Annotated in this window: 17 protein-coding genes and 1 pseudogene; 9 read left to right on the top strand and 9 right to left on the bottom strand. The window is 72.5% G+C overall.

Annotated features, from left to right (window positions below; translation table 11 throughout):
- Positions 1-2 precede the first annotated feature (2 nt).
- From E4P40_RS28960 to E4P40_RS12395, 5 genes and pseudogenes are all read right to left on the bottom strand, one after another.
- Positions 3-410 (bottom strand): nuclear transport factor 2 family protein, encoded by a 408-nt coding sequence (locus E4P40_RS28960; protein ID WP_135158910.1) that lies wholly within the window; start codon positions 408-410, stop codon positions 3-5.
- A gap of 23 nt (positions 411-433) precedes the next feature.
- On the bottom strand, positions 434-682 hold the full coding sequence (locus tag E4P40_RS28955; protein WP_245160298.1) for a hypothetical protein: 249 nt from the start codon (positions 680-682) through the stop codon (positions 434-436).
- Between the two features lie 49 nt (positions 683-731).
- Positions 732-1040: pseudogene (locus tag E4P40_RS28950) on the bottom strand (NAD(P)H-binding protein); the annotation flags it as partial.
- Positions 1037-1216 carry a hypothetical protein gene (locus E4P40_RS12400; RefSeq protein WP_135158894.1) on the bottom strand — a complete coding sequence of 60 codons (180 nt, stop codon included), beginning with the start codon at positions 1214-1216 and terminating at the stop codon, positions 1037-1039. The gene E4P40_RS12400 and the pseudogene E4P40_RS28950, both read right to left, overlap by 4 nt.
- An 83-nt stretch (positions 1217-1299) precedes the next feature.
- Positions 1300-2994 carry an alpha/beta fold hydrolase gene (locus E4P40_RS12395; protein ID WP_209305289.1) on the bottom strand — a complete coding sequence of 565 codons (1695 nt, stop codon included), beginning with the start codon at positions 2992-2994 and terminating at the stop codon, positions 1300-1302.
- Between the two features lie 193 nt (positions 2995-3187).
- Between E4P40_RS12395 and E4P40_RS28085 the strand changes: the two genes are divergently transcribed.
- From E4P40_RS28085 to E4P40_RS12385, 3 genes are all read left to right on the top strand, one after another.
- Entirely contained in the window at positions 3188-3412 is a 225-nt protein-coding gene (locus E4P40_RS28085; protein WP_167762208.1) for a hypothetical protein, read from the top strand.
- A 16-nt stretch (positions 3413-3428) separates the two neighbouring features.
- Entirely contained in the window at positions 3429-4121 is a 693-nt protein-coding gene (locus E4P40_RS12390) for a maleylpyruvate isomerase family mycothiol-dependent enzyme (RefSeq protein WP_167762207.1), read from the top strand.
- A 152-nt stretch (positions 4122-4273) separates the two neighbouring features.
- Positions 4274-5158, top strand: a complete 885-nt coding sequence (locus tag E4P40_RS12385; RefSeq protein ID WP_135158892.1) for a hypothetical protein — start codon at positions 4274-4276, stop codon at positions 5156-5158.
- 57 nt (positions 5159-5215) lie between these two features.
- On the opposite strand, the gene E4P40_RS28080 is transcribed toward E4P40_RS12385, so the two are convergent.
- The 3 genes from E4P40_RS28080 to E4P40_RS12375 all read right to left on the bottom strand — a co-directional run bounded on the left by E4P40_RS28080 (position 5216) and on the right by E4P40_RS12375 (position 12300).
- Positions 5216-5392 (bottom strand): hypothetical protein, encoded by a 177-nt coding sequence (locus tag E4P40_RS28080; RefSeq protein WP_167762206.1) that lies wholly within the window; start codon positions 5390-5392, stop codon positions 5216-5218.
- Between the two features lie 81 nt (positions 5393-5473).
- Complete coding sequence (locus tag E4P40_RS12380; protein WP_135158891.1) at positions 5474-6373, bottom strand: SMP-30/gluconolactonase/LRE family protein; 900 nt, start codon at positions 6371-6373, stop codon at positions 5474-5476.
- Positions 6374-6417: 44 nt separating this feature from the next.
- Entirely contained in the window at positions 6418-12300 is a 5883-nt protein-coding gene (locus E4P40_RS12375) for a DUF4011 domain-containing protein (RefSeq protein WP_135158890.1), read from the bottom strand.
- Between the two features lie 301 nt (positions 12301-12601).
- Between E4P40_RS12375 and E4P40_RS28945 the strand changes: the two genes are divergently transcribed.
- On the top strand, positions 12602-13111 hold the full coding sequence (locus E4P40_RS28945) for an excalibur calcium-binding domain-containing protein (protein ID WP_245160296.1): 510 nt from the start codon (positions 12602-12604) through the stop codon (positions 13109-13111).
- A 43-nt stretch (positions 13112-13154) separates the two neighbouring features.
- On the opposite strand, the gene E4P40_RS12365 is transcribed toward E4P40_RS28945, so the two are convergent.
- Positions 13155-14051, bottom strand: coding sequence for an oxaloacetate decarboxylase (locus tag E4P40_RS12365; RefSeq protein ID WP_209305288.1), 897 nt, complete (start codon positions 14049-14051; stop codon positions 13155-13157).
- A 107-nt stretch (positions 14052-14158) separates the two neighbouring features.
- On the opposite strand from E4P40_RS12365, the gene E4P40_RS12360 reads away from it, so the two are divergent.
- From E4P40_RS12360 to E4P40_RS12340, 5 genes are read left to right on the top strand one after another with little or no spacing between them, the layout of a single operon-like run.
- Positions 14159-14863 (top strand): GntR family transcriptional regulator, encoded by a 705-nt coding sequence (locus E4P40_RS12360; RefSeq protein ID WP_135158887.1) that lies wholly within the window; start codon positions 14159-14161, stop codon positions 14861-14863.
- Positions 14860-16923, top strand: a complete 2064-nt coding sequence (locus tag E4P40_RS12355; protein ID WP_135158886.1) for a hydantoinase/oxoprolinase family protein — start codon at positions 14860-14862, stop codon at positions 16921-16923. The genes E4P40_RS12360 and E4P40_RS12355 overlap by 4 nt, the downstream gene beginning before the upstream one ends.
- A gap of 4 nt (positions 16924-16927) precedes the next feature.
- Entirely contained in the window at positions 16928-18799 is a 1872-nt protein-coding gene (locus tag E4P40_RS12350; RefSeq protein ID WP_135158885.1) for a hydantoinase B/oxoprolinase family protein, read from the top strand.
- Positions 18799-19404, top strand: coding sequence for an isochorismatase family protein (locus E4P40_RS12345; protein ID WP_135158884.1), 606 nt, complete (start codon positions 18799-18801; stop codon positions 19402-19404). The genes E4P40_RS12350 and E4P40_RS12345 overlap by 1 nt, the downstream gene beginning before the upstream one ends.
- A complete protein-coding gene (locus tag E4P40_RS12340) occupies positions 19404-19871 on the top strand; it encodes an NUDIX domain-containing protein (protein ID WP_135158883.1) in 468 nt (155 codons plus the stop codon). The genes E4P40_RS12345 and E4P40_RS12340 overlap by 1 nt, the downstream gene beginning before the upstream one ends.
- Positions 19872-20132 lie beyond the last annotated feature (261 nt).

Here is a 20132-nt window from a genome sequence, read left to right as displayed (position 1 = left end):
GTTCAGGTCGCCTGGGCCTCCGGCAGCGTGTCCGCATGGCGGTGCACGATCTTCCAGCCGTCGTCCTCGCGCCGGAAGACCGTCGTGACCCGCAGGGCGACCGGGGACAGGTCGTCGGCGCCGTCGAGCTTCGCCCGGAAGCGTTGGATGCCGACCTCGTAGGCGAGGTCGCCCGCCTCGTACGCGGAGATGCGGTCGAAGGTCAGGCCTTCGCCCTCGCGCAACCGCGAGGCTGCGCGGGCCGCCACCTCGCACACACGGTCCCAGCCCTTGACCGGAGGGCCGTAGGGGTTGGCGAGCGTGACGTCGTCCCGGCGCGACCACAGCGGCTTCTGCGGCTCGGGATCCCCGGTGATCAGCGCCTCCACCGAGCGGTGGTACCGGTCCCTCAGCTCGTCCAGATCCGACATGGTCGACTGCACCTCCGGGATGCCTAGGGCGCGGCCGATCGCTGACGCGTGGCCGCGGAGACAGGGCGGACGATCTCGTCGATGCGGGCGGTGGTCGCCCGTGGCTCGATGCCGAGCGCGCGGAGGTCGTCCGGAGCGACGACGGCACCCTCGAGGTCCATCGTCAGGGCCGCGCCCATGGCCGACGCGACGGCGGGCTGACGGGTGCGCAGCGCTCGAGCGTCTGCCAGAGCCAGCCGCACGCACGCCTCGGCGACGTCGTCCGTCGCCACGTAGCTGGCCCGCGACCGGCCCTCCCCGAAGACGACGACCCGCCGCCTCGGCGGCCCTCAGCAGTGCGATGTTCCCGACGCGGTCGACACCGTCGATGGACAGGTCCTTGGCCCCGTCGAGCAGCCGGCCGATGGCGGTCGCGGTCGTGAGCACGGTCGTCGTCCCGCGCACCGCGTCGTCCAGGCTGCTGCGGTCGGTCAGGTCGCCGACGGCGATCTCCGCCCCGAGCGTGCGCAGCGCCTTCGGGTCACTGGACGGCCGGACCAGCGCCCGGAACGCGGCCCCGCGCTCCGCGAGCCGGCGGGCGATCCGTCCCCCGAGGTCGCCGGTGCCGCCGCAGAGCAGCAGCGGAGTCATCCGCTCGTCCCGGACAGGTGGCGCACGGCCTCGTCGATCGCCGTGCCGCCCTGCTCCACCGGCCCCAGGTACAGCCGGGCCCAGTGTCTGCGGTAGTCCGGATCGACGAGGGCCGCCATCGCCGCGGGGTCGTGGGCGTCGGGCGCGTCGGGCAGCCGGGAGATCGTCTCGTGCATGACCGGCCTCCGGTGGTGGAATCGGACCCCTCCAGGCAGGCACGGCGCCGACGCGGTGTCAATGACCTGCGCCGCGCCCGATCTCAGACCGGGACGCGGTCGACCACGTAGGAGCCCGGCGACGCCTCGAGCACCGTGTGCACGTCGCTGCCCGGCGATGCCGGCGCGGGCACCAGGTCGCCGGAGCGCTCGATCGTCCACGGAGCCCACGACTCCCACCAGCTGCCGCTCTTCTTCTCGGCCGTCGCGCGCCAGTCCGCCGGGTCGGGGCCGGGCGCCCCGCCGGTCCAGTACGCGGCCTTCGGGTTGCCGGGCGGGTTGACCAGGCTCTGGATGTGGCCGCTCGAGCTGAGCACGAAGGTGCTCGGCCCCGACAGCAGCTGCGTCGTCCGGTAGGTCCCGGACCACGGGGTCAGGTGGTCGGTCAGCGCGCCGGTCACGAACGTCGGGACGTCGATGCTGCCCAGGTCCACCGGCGTGCCGAGCACCGTCATCTCGCCGGGCCGCACGAGCGCGTTGTCGCGGAAGATCTCCAGGAACTGCTCGTGCAGCGCCGCCGGCAGGTTCGTGCCGTCGGCGTTCCAGGCCAGGATGTCGAACGCAGGCGGTGCCTCGCCCATGAGCCACTGGTTGACCAGGTAGTTGAAGACGAGGTCGTCGGGGCGCATCCAGCTGAACGTCGCGCCCATCGACCTCGCGGAGATGACGCCCCGCGTGCGCGACACCCGGCGGGCGGTGTCGATCATCCGCCGTCCGGAGAAGGCAGCGATCGGCGCCCGGCCGTCGAAGTCGAGCAGCGTGACGGCGTACGCGGCGCTGTGCACGCTCGTGTCGCCGGTCGCGGCCAGGTGGTTGAGCAGGGTGGTCTGGATGATGCCGCCGGCGCAGAAGCCGAGCGTGTTGACGTCGGGAGACCCCGTGATCTCCCGTGCCACCCCGATGGCCCGGCGGACGCGCTCGGCGTAGGTGTCGAGGTTCCAGTCCGCCTGCTTCCGCGTCGGGTTCCGCCAGCTGATCATGAAGACCGTGAGCCCCTGGTCGACCGCGTACTCGACGAAGCTGCGTCCGGGCTGCAGGTCGAGGAAGTAGAACCGGCCGATCGGCGGCGGGACGACGACCAGCGGGCGCTCGCGCACCTCCGCCGTCCGCGGGGCGTACTGGATCAGCTCGATGACGTCGTCGCGGTAGACGACCGACCCCTTGGTGACGCCGAGGTTGCGGCCGACCTCGTACGCGGAGCTGTCGGTCTGGGTCGGCATGCCGCGGTTGTGCAGCAGGTCGCCGGCCATCTGACGGGCGCCGCGCAGCAGGCTGAAGCCGCCGGTGTCGAACGCCTTCTTCACCGCGGCCGGGTTGCCGAGCAGGGTGTTGGTGGGGGCCATGCCGCTGACCAGCGCGTTGAGCGCGAAGCGGGCGCGTTCGACGTCCCGCCAGTCAGCACCTTCGGCCTCGTACCGGTCGACCATGCGGCCCAGCGAGGAGCCCCACGCCGAGTACGTCTGGCCGATCCGGCGGTAGGCCGGGTTGACGCGCCAGGCCGGGTCGGCGAACCGCTTGTCCTTGTCCGCCGGGATGTGGTCGTCCGTGCCCTTGGCGATCGAGACGAGGTCCTGGCTCAACCGCACGGTCTCGTGGGCGAGGAGGCGGGGACGGGCGAGCGCGGCGACCAGGCCACCGGCGACACCCCGGGCGGACGGGACGGCGACGACCTCACCACCCTCCAGCGACGGGACGGCGTCCACGGGGCGGGCGTCGGGCGAGTCGGGCTGGGCGGTCACGCAACCTCCAAGGTCGGGTTGCTCTGTGACGCTATTGACACCCGGGATTCATGCGCAGTGACCTAGGTCCCGAACGGCCTGGCGACCTCATCACAACCCGCCAGTAGGTACCGCGGCGTACCGCGCGGTTGGGCCGCCGCTGTGCGGCTATCCATGAGGCCTGGATCCACGACTCCGACGAAGGAGTGCGGCGATGACCGAGACCGGCCGGCCGTACGGCGGCACGAACGACCCGTCGAACGAGGAAGGGCTGCCCGGCGAGCGCCCCCAGAGGGAACGCGTCGGTGCGGCTCCCGAGCAGTCGCCCCGGGCGGCGCAGGGCGGGATGTCGGACGACGTCACGCGGGTTCCGGAGGGCGACGAAGGCCCCGACGCGAAGGCGCCGGGCATGCCCGACGCCACCGGCCCGCAGGGCTGACCGCTACGTTCCCTGCGTGACGGCTTCCGCGCCTGAGGTGCTCCGCTGGTGGGCCGACGGCGAGCTCGCCGTCAGCGGCCGGCTCGACCAGCTGACCGACGAGGAGCTGGCCGCGCCCTCGCCGCTGCCGGACTGGTCGCGGGCGCACGTCGTCGCCCACCTGGCCCGCAACGCCGACGCGCTGGGCAACCTGCTCGCCTGGGCGCGGACCGGCGTCGAGACGCCCATGTACCCGTCCCGCGAGGTCCGGGACGCCGAGATCGCCGCGACCGCTGCGCTGCCGGCCCCGGAGCTGCGGGCCGACTTCGTGGCCTCGTGCGCCCGCTTCGCCGAGGCCGTCGAGACCCTGCCGGACGACGCGTGGACGGCGCACGTGCGCAACATGCCCGGCACGACGATCCCGGTCACCGACGTGCCCTGGATGCGGGCGAAGGAGATCTGGGTGCACGGCGTCGACCTGGACGCCGGACTCACGTTCGCCGACCTTCCTGCCGACTTCGCCGCCGCCCTCGTGGACGACGTCCTCGCCGTGTTCGCCGAGCGTGGGCAGGCGCCGGACCTGACCGTCGTGGCGACCGACGCCGGCCGCACGTGGGGGAGCGGGCGCACCCGGGTGCACGGCCCGGTGACCGCGGTCGCCGCCTGGCTGACGCGCGACGACGCGTCCGGACTGCACGGCGACGTCCCGCCGGCGCCGCGCTGGCTCTGAGCAGCGATCGTCGCCACGGTTCGTGGCCCGGCTTCGACAGGTAGCGCGCCGTCTCCGTCCGGTGATCGCCGCGCGGTCGGCGAACTACCGTGTCCATGGGCCTTGTGGTCCGTCGGTGCCCCGTCAACCCTCCGTACCAGGGGGGAACCGAGATGACGGGGAATCTTCGACGGACTGTCGCGCTGACAGGGTTGGTAGGCCTGCTGCTCACCGCCTGTTCGGAGGGCACCGACGCGGGCGTGCAGCCGGCAGTCGCGACGTCGGCCGCTGGCGTCGCGGCAGGTTCCTCGAGCCCTCACGACGTGCATGCGTTCGCGCCGACCGCGGATCAGTGCACTCAGGAGCCATTCACCGAGCAGTTGATCGCTGAGCCCGAGACGTCTCTCGAACGGCAGCTGCAGCAGACTCTTGTCGCCTGCAGCACCAGGGCGTTCGACGCGGTGAACGTGAGGAACACCTCGTCCCATGTGCTCTGGGTGGTCGACGGCCCGCTGTATCCGTACTGGGGCGAACACGAGGATCCGGTCCGGCCGCTCGCGATCGGCGTGTTCCGAGACGCGGTACGAGCGCTGCCTGCAACAGAGCGGCCCCAGGGCTTCACCCTGGAGCCCGGACGCTCGGTGACACTGCAGACACCCCCGGAGGCCGTGCATCTCTCCTTGCATCCTGGACTGCAAGCGATGTGGACCGCGGCGTCGATGGGCACGCAGGCGGTGATGAACCGCGCGCGCACCTCGGCTGCCACGTACCTGGGTCGAGGAAAGCCGACGCGGGGAGTAGTCGTCGCCTGTGCGTTGGACGGATTCGAGGTCGGACTTGCGATTCCGGACTACGAGGACGACCCGATCGGCGTGCTCCGGAAGGCGCTAGGGATCGTGGGCAACGGAGACTGCGCCCAGAGGATCAGAGCTGAGAAGCCACCTGCCCTCGCCGTCGAGGACATGGCCAAGGTGGCCAAACCGCGTAGTTCGTGGGCGAAGGGCGCCCAGCAAGCGCTGCGTTCTGCGCTGCGACTGGTCCAAATGGTGGTCACCTAGACGTCGCGATGTGGTGCATCGGCTCGTCATGGAGCGGCGCCGCACCCCGCTGAGAAGTCAGGTCGCGATCGGCGGCACGTGCAGGTCGACGCCCAGCAGGACGGCGGGCCACAGGACGATCGCCGCCAGCAGCGAGATGATCTCCGAGACGCCTGCGACGCTGTTGTAGCCGTTGGACAGCGCGACGACGACGCCGACCGCCAGGTAGATCAGGCCGAACAGTCCGATGCGCACGAGTTCCTCCAGGTTCGTCGGGCCACACCGTGCGGCCGCACCTGAGTCATCGGTCGGCTCAGGCCGTGGAGTGACCGGGCGTCAGGGAAGACCGGCGTGCGGCACCTCGACGTCGACCGCCAGCAGCACGGCCTCGCGGACCGGTGCGCGGGTGTGCTCGAAGAAGTCCGGCGCGGCACAGAGCAGCAGCGTCCGGCCGTCGTCCCCACCGAGCTGGCAGGCGAAGACGCCGAGCCCGTCCGGCATCGCGATCTCCTCGACGATCGCGCCGCCCTCGGCGACCCGCACCACCCGAGGGTTCTTCCCGTCGGCCACCCAGAGATGACCGTCGGCGTCGAGCGAGCAGCCGTCGGGGGCGACGTCGATGGCGCCGATCACGTCGGCGATGGTGGAGCCGGTCGGCTCCGGGCCGAACTCCGCCCAGACCCGCCGGTTGCTCACCGAGCCGTCCGGGGCGAGGTCGAAGGCGGTCACCCGGTTGCCCAGCGTCTCGTCGACCAGCAGCGTGCCGCCGTCGGGCGTGATCGCCATGCCGTTCGGCGTCCGCATGTCCTCGGCGACGACGGTCACCGTGCCGTCGGGATCGACCCGCTTCAGCGACGTCGGCGCCGGCGTCCCGCCGCCCATCAGGTCGAAGGCGAGGTCGCCGACGAAGACGTGCCCCTGCGCGGAGACGACCAGGTCGTTGAGGTGTCCGCCGCAGTACTCGGTCAGCCGGGCGTGCGTGGACACCTCGCCGTCCGTGACCCGCAGCAGCCGGTGGTCCTTCATCGACGTGACGATCAGCGAGCCGTCGGGCAGCCAGCCCAGCCCGGACGGCTGGTGCTCCACCTCGAGGACGACCTTCTCGCGCCCCTCCTGGCTTACCCGGCTGACAGTGCGCCGGTAGAAGTCCGAGACCCACCACTCGCCGTCGTGCCAGCGCGGGCCCTCGAAGTAGCTGCCGCCCTCGAGCACCGTCCTGAACTGCCGATTCGCCATGACCGCAACCTACGGCCTGGCCGGGCAGTCGGCTGGCGCCCGGGTCAGACGGTGAGCAAACCCGACGGCTGCTCGGTGAGCCGGCCGCGGTGCAGCGCCAGCTTCAGCGCCGCCTCGAGCGGCGGGGTGATCGTGGGCGTCCGGCGCTTGTAGCCGAAGACCGCCGCCGTCTGGGTGAGCAGCTCCTCGGCCATCATCCCGGCGCCGGCCCGGCACAGGGCCACCATCGCGTTGCCGAGCTCCTCGGGCGCGACGTGCTCGATCGGCCGGTCGGTGCTCGAGGTCTGCCGGCGGAAGCCCTCGTACGACTCGGGGTCCACCCCGTCGGGCCACAGGTAGTCCGACACCACCGCGGACGGCGGCAGCAGCGACAGCAGCGTGTTCTTCCGTGCCTCCGCCGCCCGGTTCAGTCCGAACGCGTTCACGGTCAGCTTCGCCAGCCGGTCGACGTGGATCGGGCCCTCGGCCTTGATCCCCGCGGTGAGCACCCGGCGCACCGACCGCGCCGCCTTCGACGCCGGCAGCTCGTCGAGCACCGCCTTGTCACCGGCCGGCTTCGGCACCCACGGCACGAACGGCGTCTCGCCGTCCATCGGGGCCGGACCGGCCGTCCTGCGGGCGGCCGGCTTGGACGCGGCGGCCGGTCGGGCGGGAGTTACAGCCACTGCAGTGACCGAGGAGCGCAGCGCCGCGACGCCCTTGAAGGATTCGACGGCCGCGGTCGGGAAGGCGATCGGCTCCGACACCGGGGTCGTCGGCACCGAGGAGACGGCGTCCACGAGCCGGTCCAGGACGGCGTCGCGCGCGCCCAGCCACGACGGCAGCCACACCCGCTCGACCACCGGCCACCGCAGCATCTCGCAGAGCACCTCGAACGGCAGGCCGTCGCGGTCGCCGACGGTGCCGCGCCGCGCCCACGCCGGACCGTCGAGCAGCACCGCGAGCACCGGGGAGTTTGGATCGGACGGCCGGGACACGGCGAGGTCGACCTTGAAGTCCGAGAGCCCGACGTCGGTGCGCACCACCAGCCCGCGCTCCCGCAGGGCGGCAGCGATCTCCTCGCGGTGCCGGTCGGGGACGGACGACGCCCGGGCGTCGCGGGGCAGGACGTCGGTGCCCTGCGCGGCCATGTCGAGATAGGCGCGCAGGTGCTTGATGCCGACCGACGACGTCTCCTCGGCCCGCAGCTGGTCCGGGTCGAAGGAGGAGAAGAGGACGACCTGGCGCCGGGCACGGGTCACCGCGACGTTGAGCCGACGCTCGCCACCCACCCGGTTCAGCGGCCCGAAGTTCAGCGGCAGCTCGCCGGACGCGTTCACCGAGAAGGCGGTCGAGAAGAAGATGACGTCGCGCTCGTCGCCCTGCACGTTCTCCAGGTTCTTGACGAACAGGCCCTCGCCGTCGCCCCGGTCGAGTGCCGCGGCGAGCCGCTCGTCGTCCGCATCACGGAGCAGCGCCTCGATGTAGGCGCGCTGCTGGGCGTTGAAGGTGACGACACCGATCGACGGGACCGCGTCGACGCCGTCCCACTTCGGCACCAGGTCGAAGCGCCGGCGGATCTCCGCGACGATCGCCTTCGCCTCGATCGGGTTGGTGCGCAGCAGACGCCCGGCGCCCGAGCGGTGGAAGGTCCCCGGCACGCGCACCAGCGAGACGCCGCGGCCGTCGGGCTCCGACGACGGGCGGCCGTGCGTCGGCGCGGGGAACGACGAGAGCCGGTTGCCGTAGTACTGGGCGTTGCTGAACGCGATGAGCGACTCGTCCTGGCTGCGGTAGTGCCACGACAGCCACTGCCGCGGCACCCGCGCCTGCACGCACTCGGAGAGGATCGACTCCTCGTCCTCCACCGCGGTCTCGGCGAGGTCGCCGGCGTCGTCGGACACCGAGGACGGCTCGGCGAACGAGGTCGGCGGCATCTGCTTCGAGTCACCGACGACCACGGCGGCCCGCGCACGGCCGAGCGCACCGACCGCGTCCGCGACCCGGATCTGCGACGCCTCGTCGAACACGACCACGTCGAACTGGCCGGCGACTGCCGGGAAGAACCGCGCGACCGAGTCCGGCGACACCAGTACGCACGGCATGACCGTGGTGATCAGCTCGCCGTACTGCGCCAGCAGCGCCCGGACGCCGAGGCCGCGGCGCTGCTTGGCCAGCTCGCGCTGCAGCGCGCCGACCTGCCCGGAGCCGGACAGCGCGTCGAACGGGCGGCTCTCCAGCACGCGGGCCGGCAGCGCCGAGGTGAGGTGCTCGCGCACCGCCCGCGAGGCCGCGGTGAACCGGTGGATCGCCTTCTCGTGCGCCTCGGCGTCGAACAGGTCGAGCCCCGTGGCGTCCAGCCGCTCGCGCACCGACGACGTCGCCAGCCCCCGGTCGAGCGCCCGCACGGCGTCGTCCGCCCGTACAGCGCCTGTAACGAGCAGCGTGCGGGCGTCGAAGAGCCCGGCGTAGCGCAGCGGCTCGAGGGTGTCGAGGAAGGACACCCACCGGCGCAGCGACATCAGCACCGAGCTGTCGACCCCGCGCTCGGGACGGGTCATCGACCAGCGCAGGACGAAGCCGTCGTCGCCGGCCCAGGCGGCGAGCTGGTCGGCGCTGCTCCTGCAGGTGGCCAGCAGTCCGGTGACGGCGTCCCGCAGCCGGCCGACGGCCTGTGCCGCCGCGGGACCGGCCGGGAGCCCGGCGACGATCAGCTTGCGGAGCTGGACGTGGAACTGGGTGGCCCCGTCGACGGCGGCGCCGGCGCGGCGCAGCCACTGCACCTCGCGCGCGAGGAGGTCGCCGTCCAGGAACGGGTTCCAGCCCTCGGGCACCGACAGGCCGGGGATCGTCGCCGCGCGCGTGGCCATGGCGTGCACCGCCGTCTGCACCCGCCACAGCGACTCGACGACGCCCGGGACGTCGGCGGGCTTCACGCGCGCGTCGGGCCGCAGGTAGGGGGCGAGCTGGTCGCGCACCGCGGTGAGCCGGCGGCGGCGGCCGAACCAGGACGACGCCGCGGCGGTCTGGGCCGCCACGTAGATCTCGGCCAGCGGCAGTCGCAGCACGTCGGGCGTGCACACGTCGAGGCCGGGGTGGCGGAACGCGGTGAAGGCGGCGATCTCACCGAGGACGGCGCTCGTGGCCGCCGTCCACAGCTCGGTGAACGTCTCGTCGATGACGTCGAGGCCGATCGGCGGGCCGCTGAGGACGTGCACCAGGTCGTCGAGCTCGTCGGCCGACCGCGCCCGGCGCAGCACGCCCGACAGCTCGGGGATCTGCGAGACCTCGCGGACGGCGGCGTCGACGGCGGCCGCGGCGGCCTGGGTCGCGGGCAGGTCGATCGCGGGGGAGTCGACGAACGCCCACGGGTGGCGCAGCGACGGGCGGGTCAGGTCGGCGATGTCGGGCAGCAGCGCCAGCGCGCTGCGGACCGACCGGAGCACCTCAGCCGGGGCGTTGGCGACGAACGGCTCGGGCACCGGCAGCGGCTCGACGTCCGTGCCCGCGGCCAGCTCGGACGTGCGCGCCGAGTACAGCGACAGGCCCGCGGCGTTGCCTGAGTGCAGCCGGTCGGCGTAGCGCGCGAGCATCCGCCGAGAGGACCGCAGCGCCTCGCCGTCCGCGGCCAGGCCCTGCTCGTCGACGGCGACCGCGTGCTCGAGCGCCAGGCGGATCTGGGCGCGCACCATCGAGGCGCGCGAGCCCTTGTCGTGCAGGTCGAGGGCGAACATGCCCATGCCGACCGCGTCGAGGCGGCGCGCGACGACGTCGAGGGCCGCCCGCTTCTCGGCGACGAACAGCACGCGCTTGCCGGCGGCGACCGCGTGGGTGAGCAGGTTGGTGATGGTCTGCGACTTGCCCGTGCCGGGCGGGCCCTCGAGGACGAACGTCCGGCCGGCGTCGGCCTCGGCGATCGCCCGCAGCTGCGAGGCGTCGGCGGGGGCGGGCAGCTGCGCGGCCAGCTCGTCGAGGTCGACGTAGCCGCCGGTGTCGCTCGCGGGGTCCTGGAACGCCTCGGTCGGCTCGTGCACCAGGTGGTGGACCAGCGGGTTCTCCGCGAAGTCCGACCAGTGCTCGTCCAGGTCCTTCCACAGCCGGAACTTCGCGAACTGCAGGATCGCGAGGTCGGCGGTCGACTCCACCCGGTACGGCAGCCCGTGCCCGACCAGCGCGCTGCGCATCGCCTCCAGGGCGGCGTCGAGGTCGAGCGTGCCGTCGACGGCCTCGGTCAGCGTCGGCACCGACAGCCCGTGCAGCTGCCGCAGCTTCTCCAGCAGGCAGTAGTTGGGGGTGCTGGACCCGGCCTCGTCCAGCGACAGCCGGTACGAGCCGGTGCGGCCCATCGGCGCGAGGACGACGGGGATGAGGACCAGCGGCGAGCGCAGCGGGCGGCCGTCCAGCTCCCACACCAGACTGCCGAGCGCGAGATAGAGGTTGTTGGCGCCGGTCTCCTCGAGCACCGTCTTCGCCTTGTAGGCGAGGTTGCGCAGCCGGGGCAGGTACCCGCCGCTGGTGACGTCGGCGTGCACCTCGCGGCGGTCGACGAGCAGCTCGGTCAGCTGCGCCTCGGGCAGCTCGCGGGCCGTGGTGACCCCGCGCTCCTTCTGGACGGCGGCGAGCTGGTCGGCCGGCAGGAGGGTCAGCGGCGTCCCGTCGTGGACGAAGTTCTCCAGGACGCCGAGCGCGGAGTCGGGCACCGTCAACGCGAGCCCGGCGCGCTCGGTGTAGTTGATGAGCCGGTTGCGCAGGCTGAGGTCGAGCAGCGCGTTCTTCCACTGCTGCACCCGAGGCGGCGCCTCGGGGCGGCTGCTCGGGTGCGAGGGAGTCGGCTCGATCGTCCGTGCGGCGAGGCTGTGGGCCGGCCGGTACTCGACGACCTGCAGGACGCCGTCCTCGTCGCGGGCGCGGGCCGGCAGCGGGAAGATGCCGTCCTTGCGGGCCCGGTGGACGTCGGTGATGCCGAGGATCCGGTCCAGCTCACCGGTCAGCCAGGCGGTGTAGGCCGGGCGGTGCAGGTCGGCGTCCGGCTCGCCCGTGCTCGTGAGCAGGGTCGTCTCCACCAGGCCGACGAGGCCGAGGTCGACGAGGTTCACCAGGGGAGCGGCGTCGGTGGTCGCGGCGCTCTCGGCGCTGCGCTCCTCGCGCCAGTAGCCGAGGAAGGAGTGCCCGTCGGCCAGCCACAGCAGCGGCCGGATGCCGGCCTGCTCCAGGGCGGCGGCGAGGACGACGACGGTGTCCAGCGGGGTGCCGACCCGCCACGTGAGGACGTCGCCCGGCGAGCGCACCTGCTGACCGAGGTCGGACCAGCTGACCGGCGGCTCGCTGTACCGGATGCCACGGCGGTGCATGGCGGCGGCGATCGCGGCGACGATCTCGTCCACCCGCTCGGGGCCGTCGGCGTAGCCCTGCATGGCGCCGCGGCCGGTGCGCTCCTCCAGCAGGTCGGCTGCCTCGCTCACCAGGGCGGTGACCGCCGGGTGGTTCGGCATGACGTGCGCGGCCAGCATCTCCAGCGCCAGCGGCAGGGGAGTGGCCAGCCACTGCTGGGCCGCGAGCACCTGGACGACGCGGCTGCCCTCGCCGAGCACCTCGCCGTCGGACTCCACCTCGACGTCGATGACGCCGGGCCGCTGCTCCTCGACGTGCAGCATCGCGGCGGGGTCCATGACCAGCCCGAGGTCGGTGAGGACCGTCGTCCGGCCCTCGTCGAGGTCGGCGAGCAGCTCGACGGTGCGGGCGATCGGGCCCTCGGCGTCACGGACGCTCAGGCGGACGGTCGCGGCCCGCACCGGGCCGCCGAAGTTGGTGATCGCCAGCCGGCTGACCACGGGGACCCGGTTGTGGGCCAGCGCGTAGCTCAGGACGGGCGTGGACGTGATCTCGATGGAGACCGCCGCCCGCTGGGCAACGACGTCGCCCACCTGGATGTCGGCAGTGCTCTCCATGTCACCTGTCTACCGGGTGCGAGGGGACGGTCACTCCATGGTCCCCGACGGGAGGGGCTCGTGTGACGTGTGGGCCGGTTCGTTGCCCGGGATCACAGCTCTCCTCGACGTCCATGGTGCCGAACGCGGCAACATCTGCCGATTCCGTGCGGCTTCGCGGGCCCGGGTTGGGGCCGCTGGGTGCCATGTGGCGAGTGGTCCCGAGATCCGCGTGTTCCGGAACGACCTGCACCGCCAGGCCCCCATGCCGACTTACGTTGCCGCGAACGCCAACGGGGGCGAGATCCGAGAGGACGGGCGAATGAGCGACAAGCAGCAGGGGACCACCACGGAGAAGTCGCCCGCACCGTTCTGGAAGCGGCCCTGGGTGATCGGTACGACCGCGGTCCTGATCGCCATCAGCGCCGCCAACGGTGGAGGCACGGACACGGACGAGGTCGCCGACAGCAGTCCGGCGACGTTCTCTGCCCCCGCGACCAGTGCTCCCACTGTGTCGCCCCAGCCGGTCGCTCCGCTGGTCGCTGCACCGAGTTCCACCACGGCTCCGGCGCCGGCTCCTGCTCCCGCGCCGGCTCCCGCGGCCACGCCGAAGCCGGCTCCCGCGCCGGCCCCCCGGCCTGCTCCCGCGCCCGCGCCCGCTCCTGCTCCGGCGCCCGCTCCGGTGGCGGCGCCGGCACCGGCGCCGGTCGCGGTGGTCTACGCGAACTGCGACGACGTGCGGGCCCACGGCGCGGCTCCCATCCACCGCGGCGACCCCGGGTACGCGCCGAAGCTCGACCGCGACGGCGACGGCGTGGGCTGCGAGAACTGACCGTCGGAGAGCCGACTCCAGCCCTCCCGCGAGCCGGCCCGGCTCAGCTCCCGGCGAAGCGCTGTTCCAGTTGCTGCACCTCGGGCAGGCCGATCAGGTCGGTGAACTCGCCGAAGGACGGCAGCTGGTCCAGCACCGAAGCGGGCGTCCCCTCGGCCTTCAGCGTGTCCAGCAGCGATCTGATGCCGGTGGTCGCCGCGAGCAGCGTGCCGATCGGGTAGATCACCAGCGAGTAGCCGAGCTCCCCGATCCGCGCCAGGGACAACGGCGGCGTCCGGCCGCCCTCGGCCCAGTTGAACACCAGCGGCGCCACGTCGGAGAGCTCCTCGGCCACCCGCGCGATGTCCTCCTCCGACGTGGGTGCCTCGACGAAGAGCAGGTCCGCGCCGGCCTCGGCGAAGGCGCGGGCGCGGGCCAGCGCCTCGTCCAGACCGTCCACGGCCACCGCGTCGGTACGGGCGATGATCACCAGGTCCGGGTCCTGGCGAGCCGTCACCGCGGCACGGATCTTGCCGACCATCTCGTCGGCGCCGATCAGCAGCTTGCCGCTCATGTGCCCGCACTTCTTCGGCATGACCTGGTCCTCGAGCTGGATGCCGGACACCCCGGCCTGCTCGTACAGTTGCACCGTGCGGACGACGTTGAGGGCGTTGCCATAGCCGGTGTCGGCGTCGGCGATCACGGGAACGTCGACGGCGGACACGATGCGGCGGGCGTTGTCGACCATCTCCGCCCCTGACAGCAGCCCGACGTCCGGCCGGCCGATCAGCGAGGCGGTCGTGCCGAAGCCGGTCATGTAGACGACGTCGAAGCCCGCCTGCTCGATGAGCCGTGCCGAGAGGGCGTCGTACGCGCCGGGGGCCACGAGCGGTGGGGCGGATGACAGCAGCTCGCGCAGGCGCGCTCGCGGAGCGCCACCGGTGCTCAGCAGATACGCCACGACGGCCTCCTCGTTGTATGCACTTCCGCGAAATTTACGCCCGAACGGGTGGACAGGGAACGGTCGCCTCCCTACGTTTGCACACAATCTCCCGGGGAGTGTGACGCGTGACACGGTCGCTGACGTCCGCCGGAAGGGTGCTGCACGCCCTGCGCGAGCTGATCCTCGGCGGCGACCTGGCCCCCGGCGCGCGGCTCGGTGAGGTGGAGCTCGCCGACCGGCTCGGCGTCAGCCGCACCCCCGTCCGCGAGGCGCTCTCCCGCCTCGCTGCCGAAGGCATCGTCGAGATGGTCCCGAACCGTGGCGCCCGCGTCGCCACCTGGACCGTCGCCGAGCTCGAGGGAGTGTTCGACCTCCGGTCGGCCATCGAGCCGCAGCTCACCGGGTACGCCGTGCCCAACGTGACGCCCGCCGACGTCGAGGAGCTCGACGACCTCGCGCACCGGATGATGGACGTCGGCTGCCCGGGGCCGGATCAGGACCTCGACGCCCTCGTCCCGCTCAACCGGGCCTTCCACGACCGCTTGGTGGCGCTCGCCGACCACCCCACGCTGGCCACCGCGCTCGCGGGCGCGATCCACCCCCCGATCGTGCTGCGCAACTTCCACGCGTACGACGAGGCGTCGCTGCGCCGGAGCCTCGCCCACCACGTCGAGATCGTCGCCGCCCTGCGCGCCGGCGACCCGATGTGGGCCCGCGCGGTCATGACCGCGCACATCCACAACGCCCGCGCGGTCATGGTCCGCGCCGCGACAGAAGCAGCCGGTGCCGAGCCGGCCGCCGCACCACCCCGTTCCGAGGAGGCCTCATGAGTTACCGGCTCGGTGTCGACGTCGGCGGCACCTTCACCGACGTCCTGCTGGTGGACGAGGACAGCGGCTCGACCTGGCGGGCCAAGACCGCATCCACCCCTCAGGACCAGGCGATCGGCGTCCTCAACGGCATCGGCAAGGCCTGCGCCGAGGCCGGTATCGGGATGAGCGAGATCGCCCAGGTGCTGCACGGCACCACGGTCGCCACGAACGCCATCCTCGAGGGCAAGGGCGCGACGGTCGGGTTGGTCACCACCAAGGGTTTCCGCCAGGTGCTGCAGATCGCCCGTTCCTTCGTGCCCGGCGGACTCGCCGGCTGGATCATCTGGCCCAAGCCCGAGCCGCTGGCCGCGCTGGAGAACACCGTCGAGGTCGACGAGCGGATCACCAGTGACGGCGCCGTCGTCCGGGGGCTCGACGAGGACGACGTGCGCGCCCAGCTGGCCAAGCTGAAGGGGCAGAACATCCAGGCGCTGGCGGTCAGCCTGATCAACTCCTTCGCCGACCCGGCGCACGAGAAGCGGATCGGCGAGATCGCCGCCGAGGTGCTGCCCGGCGTCCCGGTGTCGCTCTCCTCCGACGTCCTCCCGGAGATGCGCGAGTACGAGCGCACGCTGACCACCGTCGCCAACGGCTACGTCCAGCCCCAGGTGAAGAAGTACGTGCAGACCCTGTCGGACAAGCTCGGCGAGGGCGGTGTCACCGGCGAGCTGGCCATCCTGCGCAGTGACGGCGGCCTGCAGTCGGCGGCCGCCTCCACCGCGGCCCCGGTGAGCATGCTGATGTCCGGTCCGGCGGGCGGCGTCACCGGGGCGGTCTGGGTGGCCGAGCAGTGCGGCTACCGCGACCTGATCACCTTCGACATGGGTGGCACGTCGACCGATGTCGCGCTCGTCCAGGACCTGAGCGCGCGGATCGGCCGGGAGACCAAGGTCGGCGACCTCACCGTCCGCGCCTCCAGCGTCGACATCCGCACCGTCGGCGCGGGCGGCGGCTCGATCGCGCACGTGCCCGAGCTGACGAAGGCGCTGCGGGTGGGCCCGCAGTCCGCAGGAGCCGACCCCGGTCCGGCCGCGTACGGCAAGGGCGGCACCGAGCCGACGGTGACCGACGCCAACGTCGTCCTCGGTTACCTGCCGTCGTCGCTGGCCGGGGGCGAGATCACCCTCGACGCCGACGCCTCCCGCGCCGCCGTGAGCAAGGTGGCCGAGGCCATCGGGCTGGAGTCCCCGGAGGCCGCTGCGGCCGGGATCGTCGACATCGTCAACGAGAACATGCTGGGTGGTCTGCGCCTGGTCTCGGTGCAGCAGGGCTTCGACCCGCGCGAGTTCGCCCTCGTCGCCTTCGGCGGCGCCGGGCCGCTGCACGCCAATGCGCTCGGGAGGCTCACCGGCGCGTGGCCGGTCATCGTGCCGCCGTCCCCGGGCGTGCTCGCCGCCTTCGGTGACGCCACGACGAGCCGTCGCGACGAGTCCGCCCGCACGGTGCTGCGCCGGTTCGCCGACCTCAGCGGCGGGGACCTGGTGACGATCCTGCGGGAGCTGGCCGACGACGCCGGTCAGCGGCTGGCCGACCAGGGCACACCCTCGGCGGAGCAGACGGTCCTGTACTCGGTCGACGTCCGGTACCACGGGCAGGGCTTCGAGATCCCGGTGACCGTCGACGCCGCCTGGCTGGACGACCCGGACGGGGCGTTCGCGCGGCTCGGCGAGACGTTCGACGCCGAGCACAACCGGCTGTTCTCCTTCCTGCTCGACGTCGACCACGAGCTGGTCAACGCGCGGGCCACGGTCACCGGCCCGAAGCCCGCCGTCACCCCGGTCCACCTGGAGCCCGGCGACGGGGACCCGAAGGCCGCCCTGGTGACCGAGCACCCGATCCACGTCGGCGGCGAGCAGGTGACCGCGCGGGTCTACGACCGGACGAAGCTCCGGGCCGACGACGTCGTCGAAGGTCCCGCGATCGTCACCGAGATGGACTCCACGACCCTCGTCCTGCCCGGACACGCGGCCGTCGTGCACGCGTCGGGCTCCCTGCTGATCAATCCCGCGAAGGGCTGAGCACATGGCGCAGATCATCGAGACCGCGACCGGCACCGTCGGACGAGTCGACGTCGACCCGGTGACCCTCGACCTCATCGAGAACGGGTTGCGCAACGCCCGCTACGAGATGGACGAGGTGCTCTTCCGGACGGCGCTGTCACCGGGCATCCGCGAGCAGCACGACGAGTTCCCGCTGATCGGCGACCCCGACGGGAAGATGGTCGTGGGCCAGTTCGGGCTCTCGATCCCGGACTTCCTCGAGGGTTTCGACGACACCATCGAGGAGGGCGACGTCCTGCTCACCAGCGACCCGTACTCGTGCGGCGCGGCGATCAGCCACGCGAACGACTGGCTGCTGGTGGTGCCGATCTTCAAGGACGGCCGCGTCGTCGGCTGGGCGTCGATGTTCGGGCACATGTCCGACGTGGGCGGCAAGACGCCGTCGTCCATGCCGACCGACGCGCGCACGATCTACGAGGAGGGCGTGGTCATCCCGCCCTTCAAGCTCTACCGCAAGGGCGAGCTCAACGAGGACGCGCTGCGGATCATCCTCAACCAGGTGCGCAAGCCCGACTGGAACCGCGCCGACCTGAACGGACTGGTCGCCGCCTGCCGCACCGCCGCGCGCCGGGTCGTCGAGATGTGCGACCGCTTCGGCACCGCCACCTACCTGTCGGCGCTCGACGCGCTGCTGCAGCGCAACTACGACGCCATGAAGGTGCTGCTCTCGATGGTGTTCGAGGAGGGCCGCACGCTGTCCTTCACCGACTACATCTGCGACGACGGCGTCGGCAACGGGCCCTACGAGCTGAAGCTGTCGCTGACCCGCACCGGCGACAAGGTGCACCTGGACTTCACCGGCTCCTCGCCGCAGGCGGCCGGGCCGATCAACTACTACATCAACGAGAACCTGACGCGCATGTTCTTCGGGATCTACATGATCACGGTCGCGGACCCGCAGATCCTCTGGAACGACGGCTTCTACCCGCTGGTCGACGTCACGATCCCCGACGGCTCCTACTGGAAGCCGAAGTTCCCCGCCGCGTTGTCGGGCCGCAACCACGGCATCGGACGGGTTTTCGACCTGTTCGGCGGGCTGCTGGGGCAGACCAACCCGGCGCTGCTCAACGCGGCAGGGTTCTCCTCGTCGCCGCACTTCATGTACTCCGGGCACTACTCGACCGGGGAGCGGAAGGGGGAGTGGTTCCAGCTGTACTCGATCGGCTTCGGCGGCATCCCCGGCCGGCCGCTCGGCGACGGCCCCGACGGCCACTCGCTGTGGCCCTCCTTCGTGAACATCCCGTGCGAGTACCTCGAGTCCTACTACCCGCTGCGGATCGAGAAGTGGGAGACCGTCGCCGACACCGGCGGGGCCGGCCTGCACCGCGGGGGCAACGGCGTCGACGTGGCCTACGTCTTCGAGGAGCCCGGCACGATCGCGATCCACGACGACCGCTGGCTGACCTATCCGTGGGGCGTCAACGGGGGGCATCCCGGCGCCCGAGGCACCAAGTGGGTCGAGCGGGCCGACGGCACCCGCCAGGTGCTGCCCAGCAAGTGCCACGACGTCCCGGTCGCACCGGGCGACGTCCTGCACTTCGTCACCTGGGGCGGCGGCGGCTGGGGCGACCCGCTCGAGCGAGACCCGGAACTGGTGGCGCTCGAGGTCCGGCGCGGACTCGTGACGGCGAAGGGCGCGGAGCGGTACGGCGTCTGCGTCGACGAGGACGGCAGTGTGGACGCCGAGGCCACGGACGACCTCCGCGACCAGATGCGCGCCGACCGTCCGGCCGAGCTGCCGGTCTTCGACATGGGGCCGCCGATCGAGCAGTTGCTCGAGCGCTGCGAGGAGGAGACCGGGCTGCCGGCGCCGAAGCGGCCCGTGTGGGTGTGATGCCGGGTCCGCACGGTTCGGCGTTCTCCGGCCGCGTCGGGTGGGGCCGGCGTCCGGCCGTGGTCGTCATCGACCTGGTGCGGGCCTACACCCATCCGGACGGGCCGTTCGCCCTGCCGGACGCCCGGGCGGTCGTCGATGCCACCACGGAGCTCGTCGGGACGGCGCGGGAGAAGGACGTGCCCGTGTACTGGACCGTCGTCCGGTATGCGCCGGGACTGGCCGACGGTGGCCTCTTCGTCCGCAAGGTGCCGGCGCTGGCCTGCTTCGCCGAGGACGCGCCTGGGGACTGGGGCGACCTGGCGCTCGAGCCCGAGGCGGGGGAGGTCGTCGTCGTGAAGCAGTACGCGTCGGCGTTCTTCGGCACGTCGCTGGCGCCGACCCTGCACGCCTCGGGCGTGGACACGCTGGTGCTGGCCGGCGTCTCGACGTCCGGCTGCGTGCGGGCCACGGCCATGGACGCCCTGAACTCCGGCTTCCGTCCCCAGGTCGTGCGCCAGGCCTGCGCCGACCGGACGCCGGCACTGCACGAGAACAACATCGCCGACGTGGACGCCAAGTACGCGGACGTGATGGACCTGAGCGAGGCGCTGGACCGGCTCTGATGGCGACGCGGACGAGCGCTGGGATCCTGCTGTACCGGCGCGGGCCGGCAGGTCCCGAGGTGCTGCTCGGCCACATGGGCGGGCCGTTCTGGGCGAGAAAGGACGACGGCGCCTGGTCGCTGCCGAAGGGCGAGCACGGGCCCGACGAGGAGCCGCTGACCGTGGCCCGGCGGGAGTTCGAGGAGGAGCTCGGTTCGCCCGTGCCCGCCGCTGGCCTCGTGCCGCTGGGGGAGCACCGGGTGACCAGCGGCAAGGTGCTCACCTGCTGGGCGGCCGAGGGCGATCTCGATGCGGACGCGTGCAAGAGCAACACCTTCGAGGTCGAGTGGCCACCGCGGTCCGGGCGGATGCAGGAGTTCCCCGAGATCGACCGCGCCGCCTGGTTCGGCGTCGACGAGGCGCGGACGAAGCTGGTGAAGGGGCAGGTGCCGTTCCTCGACCGGCTGCTGGCGCTGCTGTCCGCGTAGTACGCCCGATGGCGTGCTCTTCGGCGCCGACCCGGGTCCTCGCGGTGTCGACGGCGTTAGCGTGCCGATCGCGTCGTCCACGCCGAGGAGCTGGAACCGATGAGTACAGCAGGACTGCCCACGATCTGGGAGCTGGTCGCCGAGGGTGCCGCGACCCTGCCGGAGCCGTTCAGCCGGGCTGCGCTCATCAACTGGGTGAGCGCCCGCCGTCCCGACGTCGGGGTCTCGTCGATCGCGACGCACATCCAGCTGGCGACCGAC

It is taken from the genome of Blastococcus sp. CT_GayMR20, from assembly GCF_004570345.1.
The sequence above is the reverse complement of the archived record's forward strand: the minus strand, read 5'-3'. Positions and strand labels throughout refer to the sequence as shown.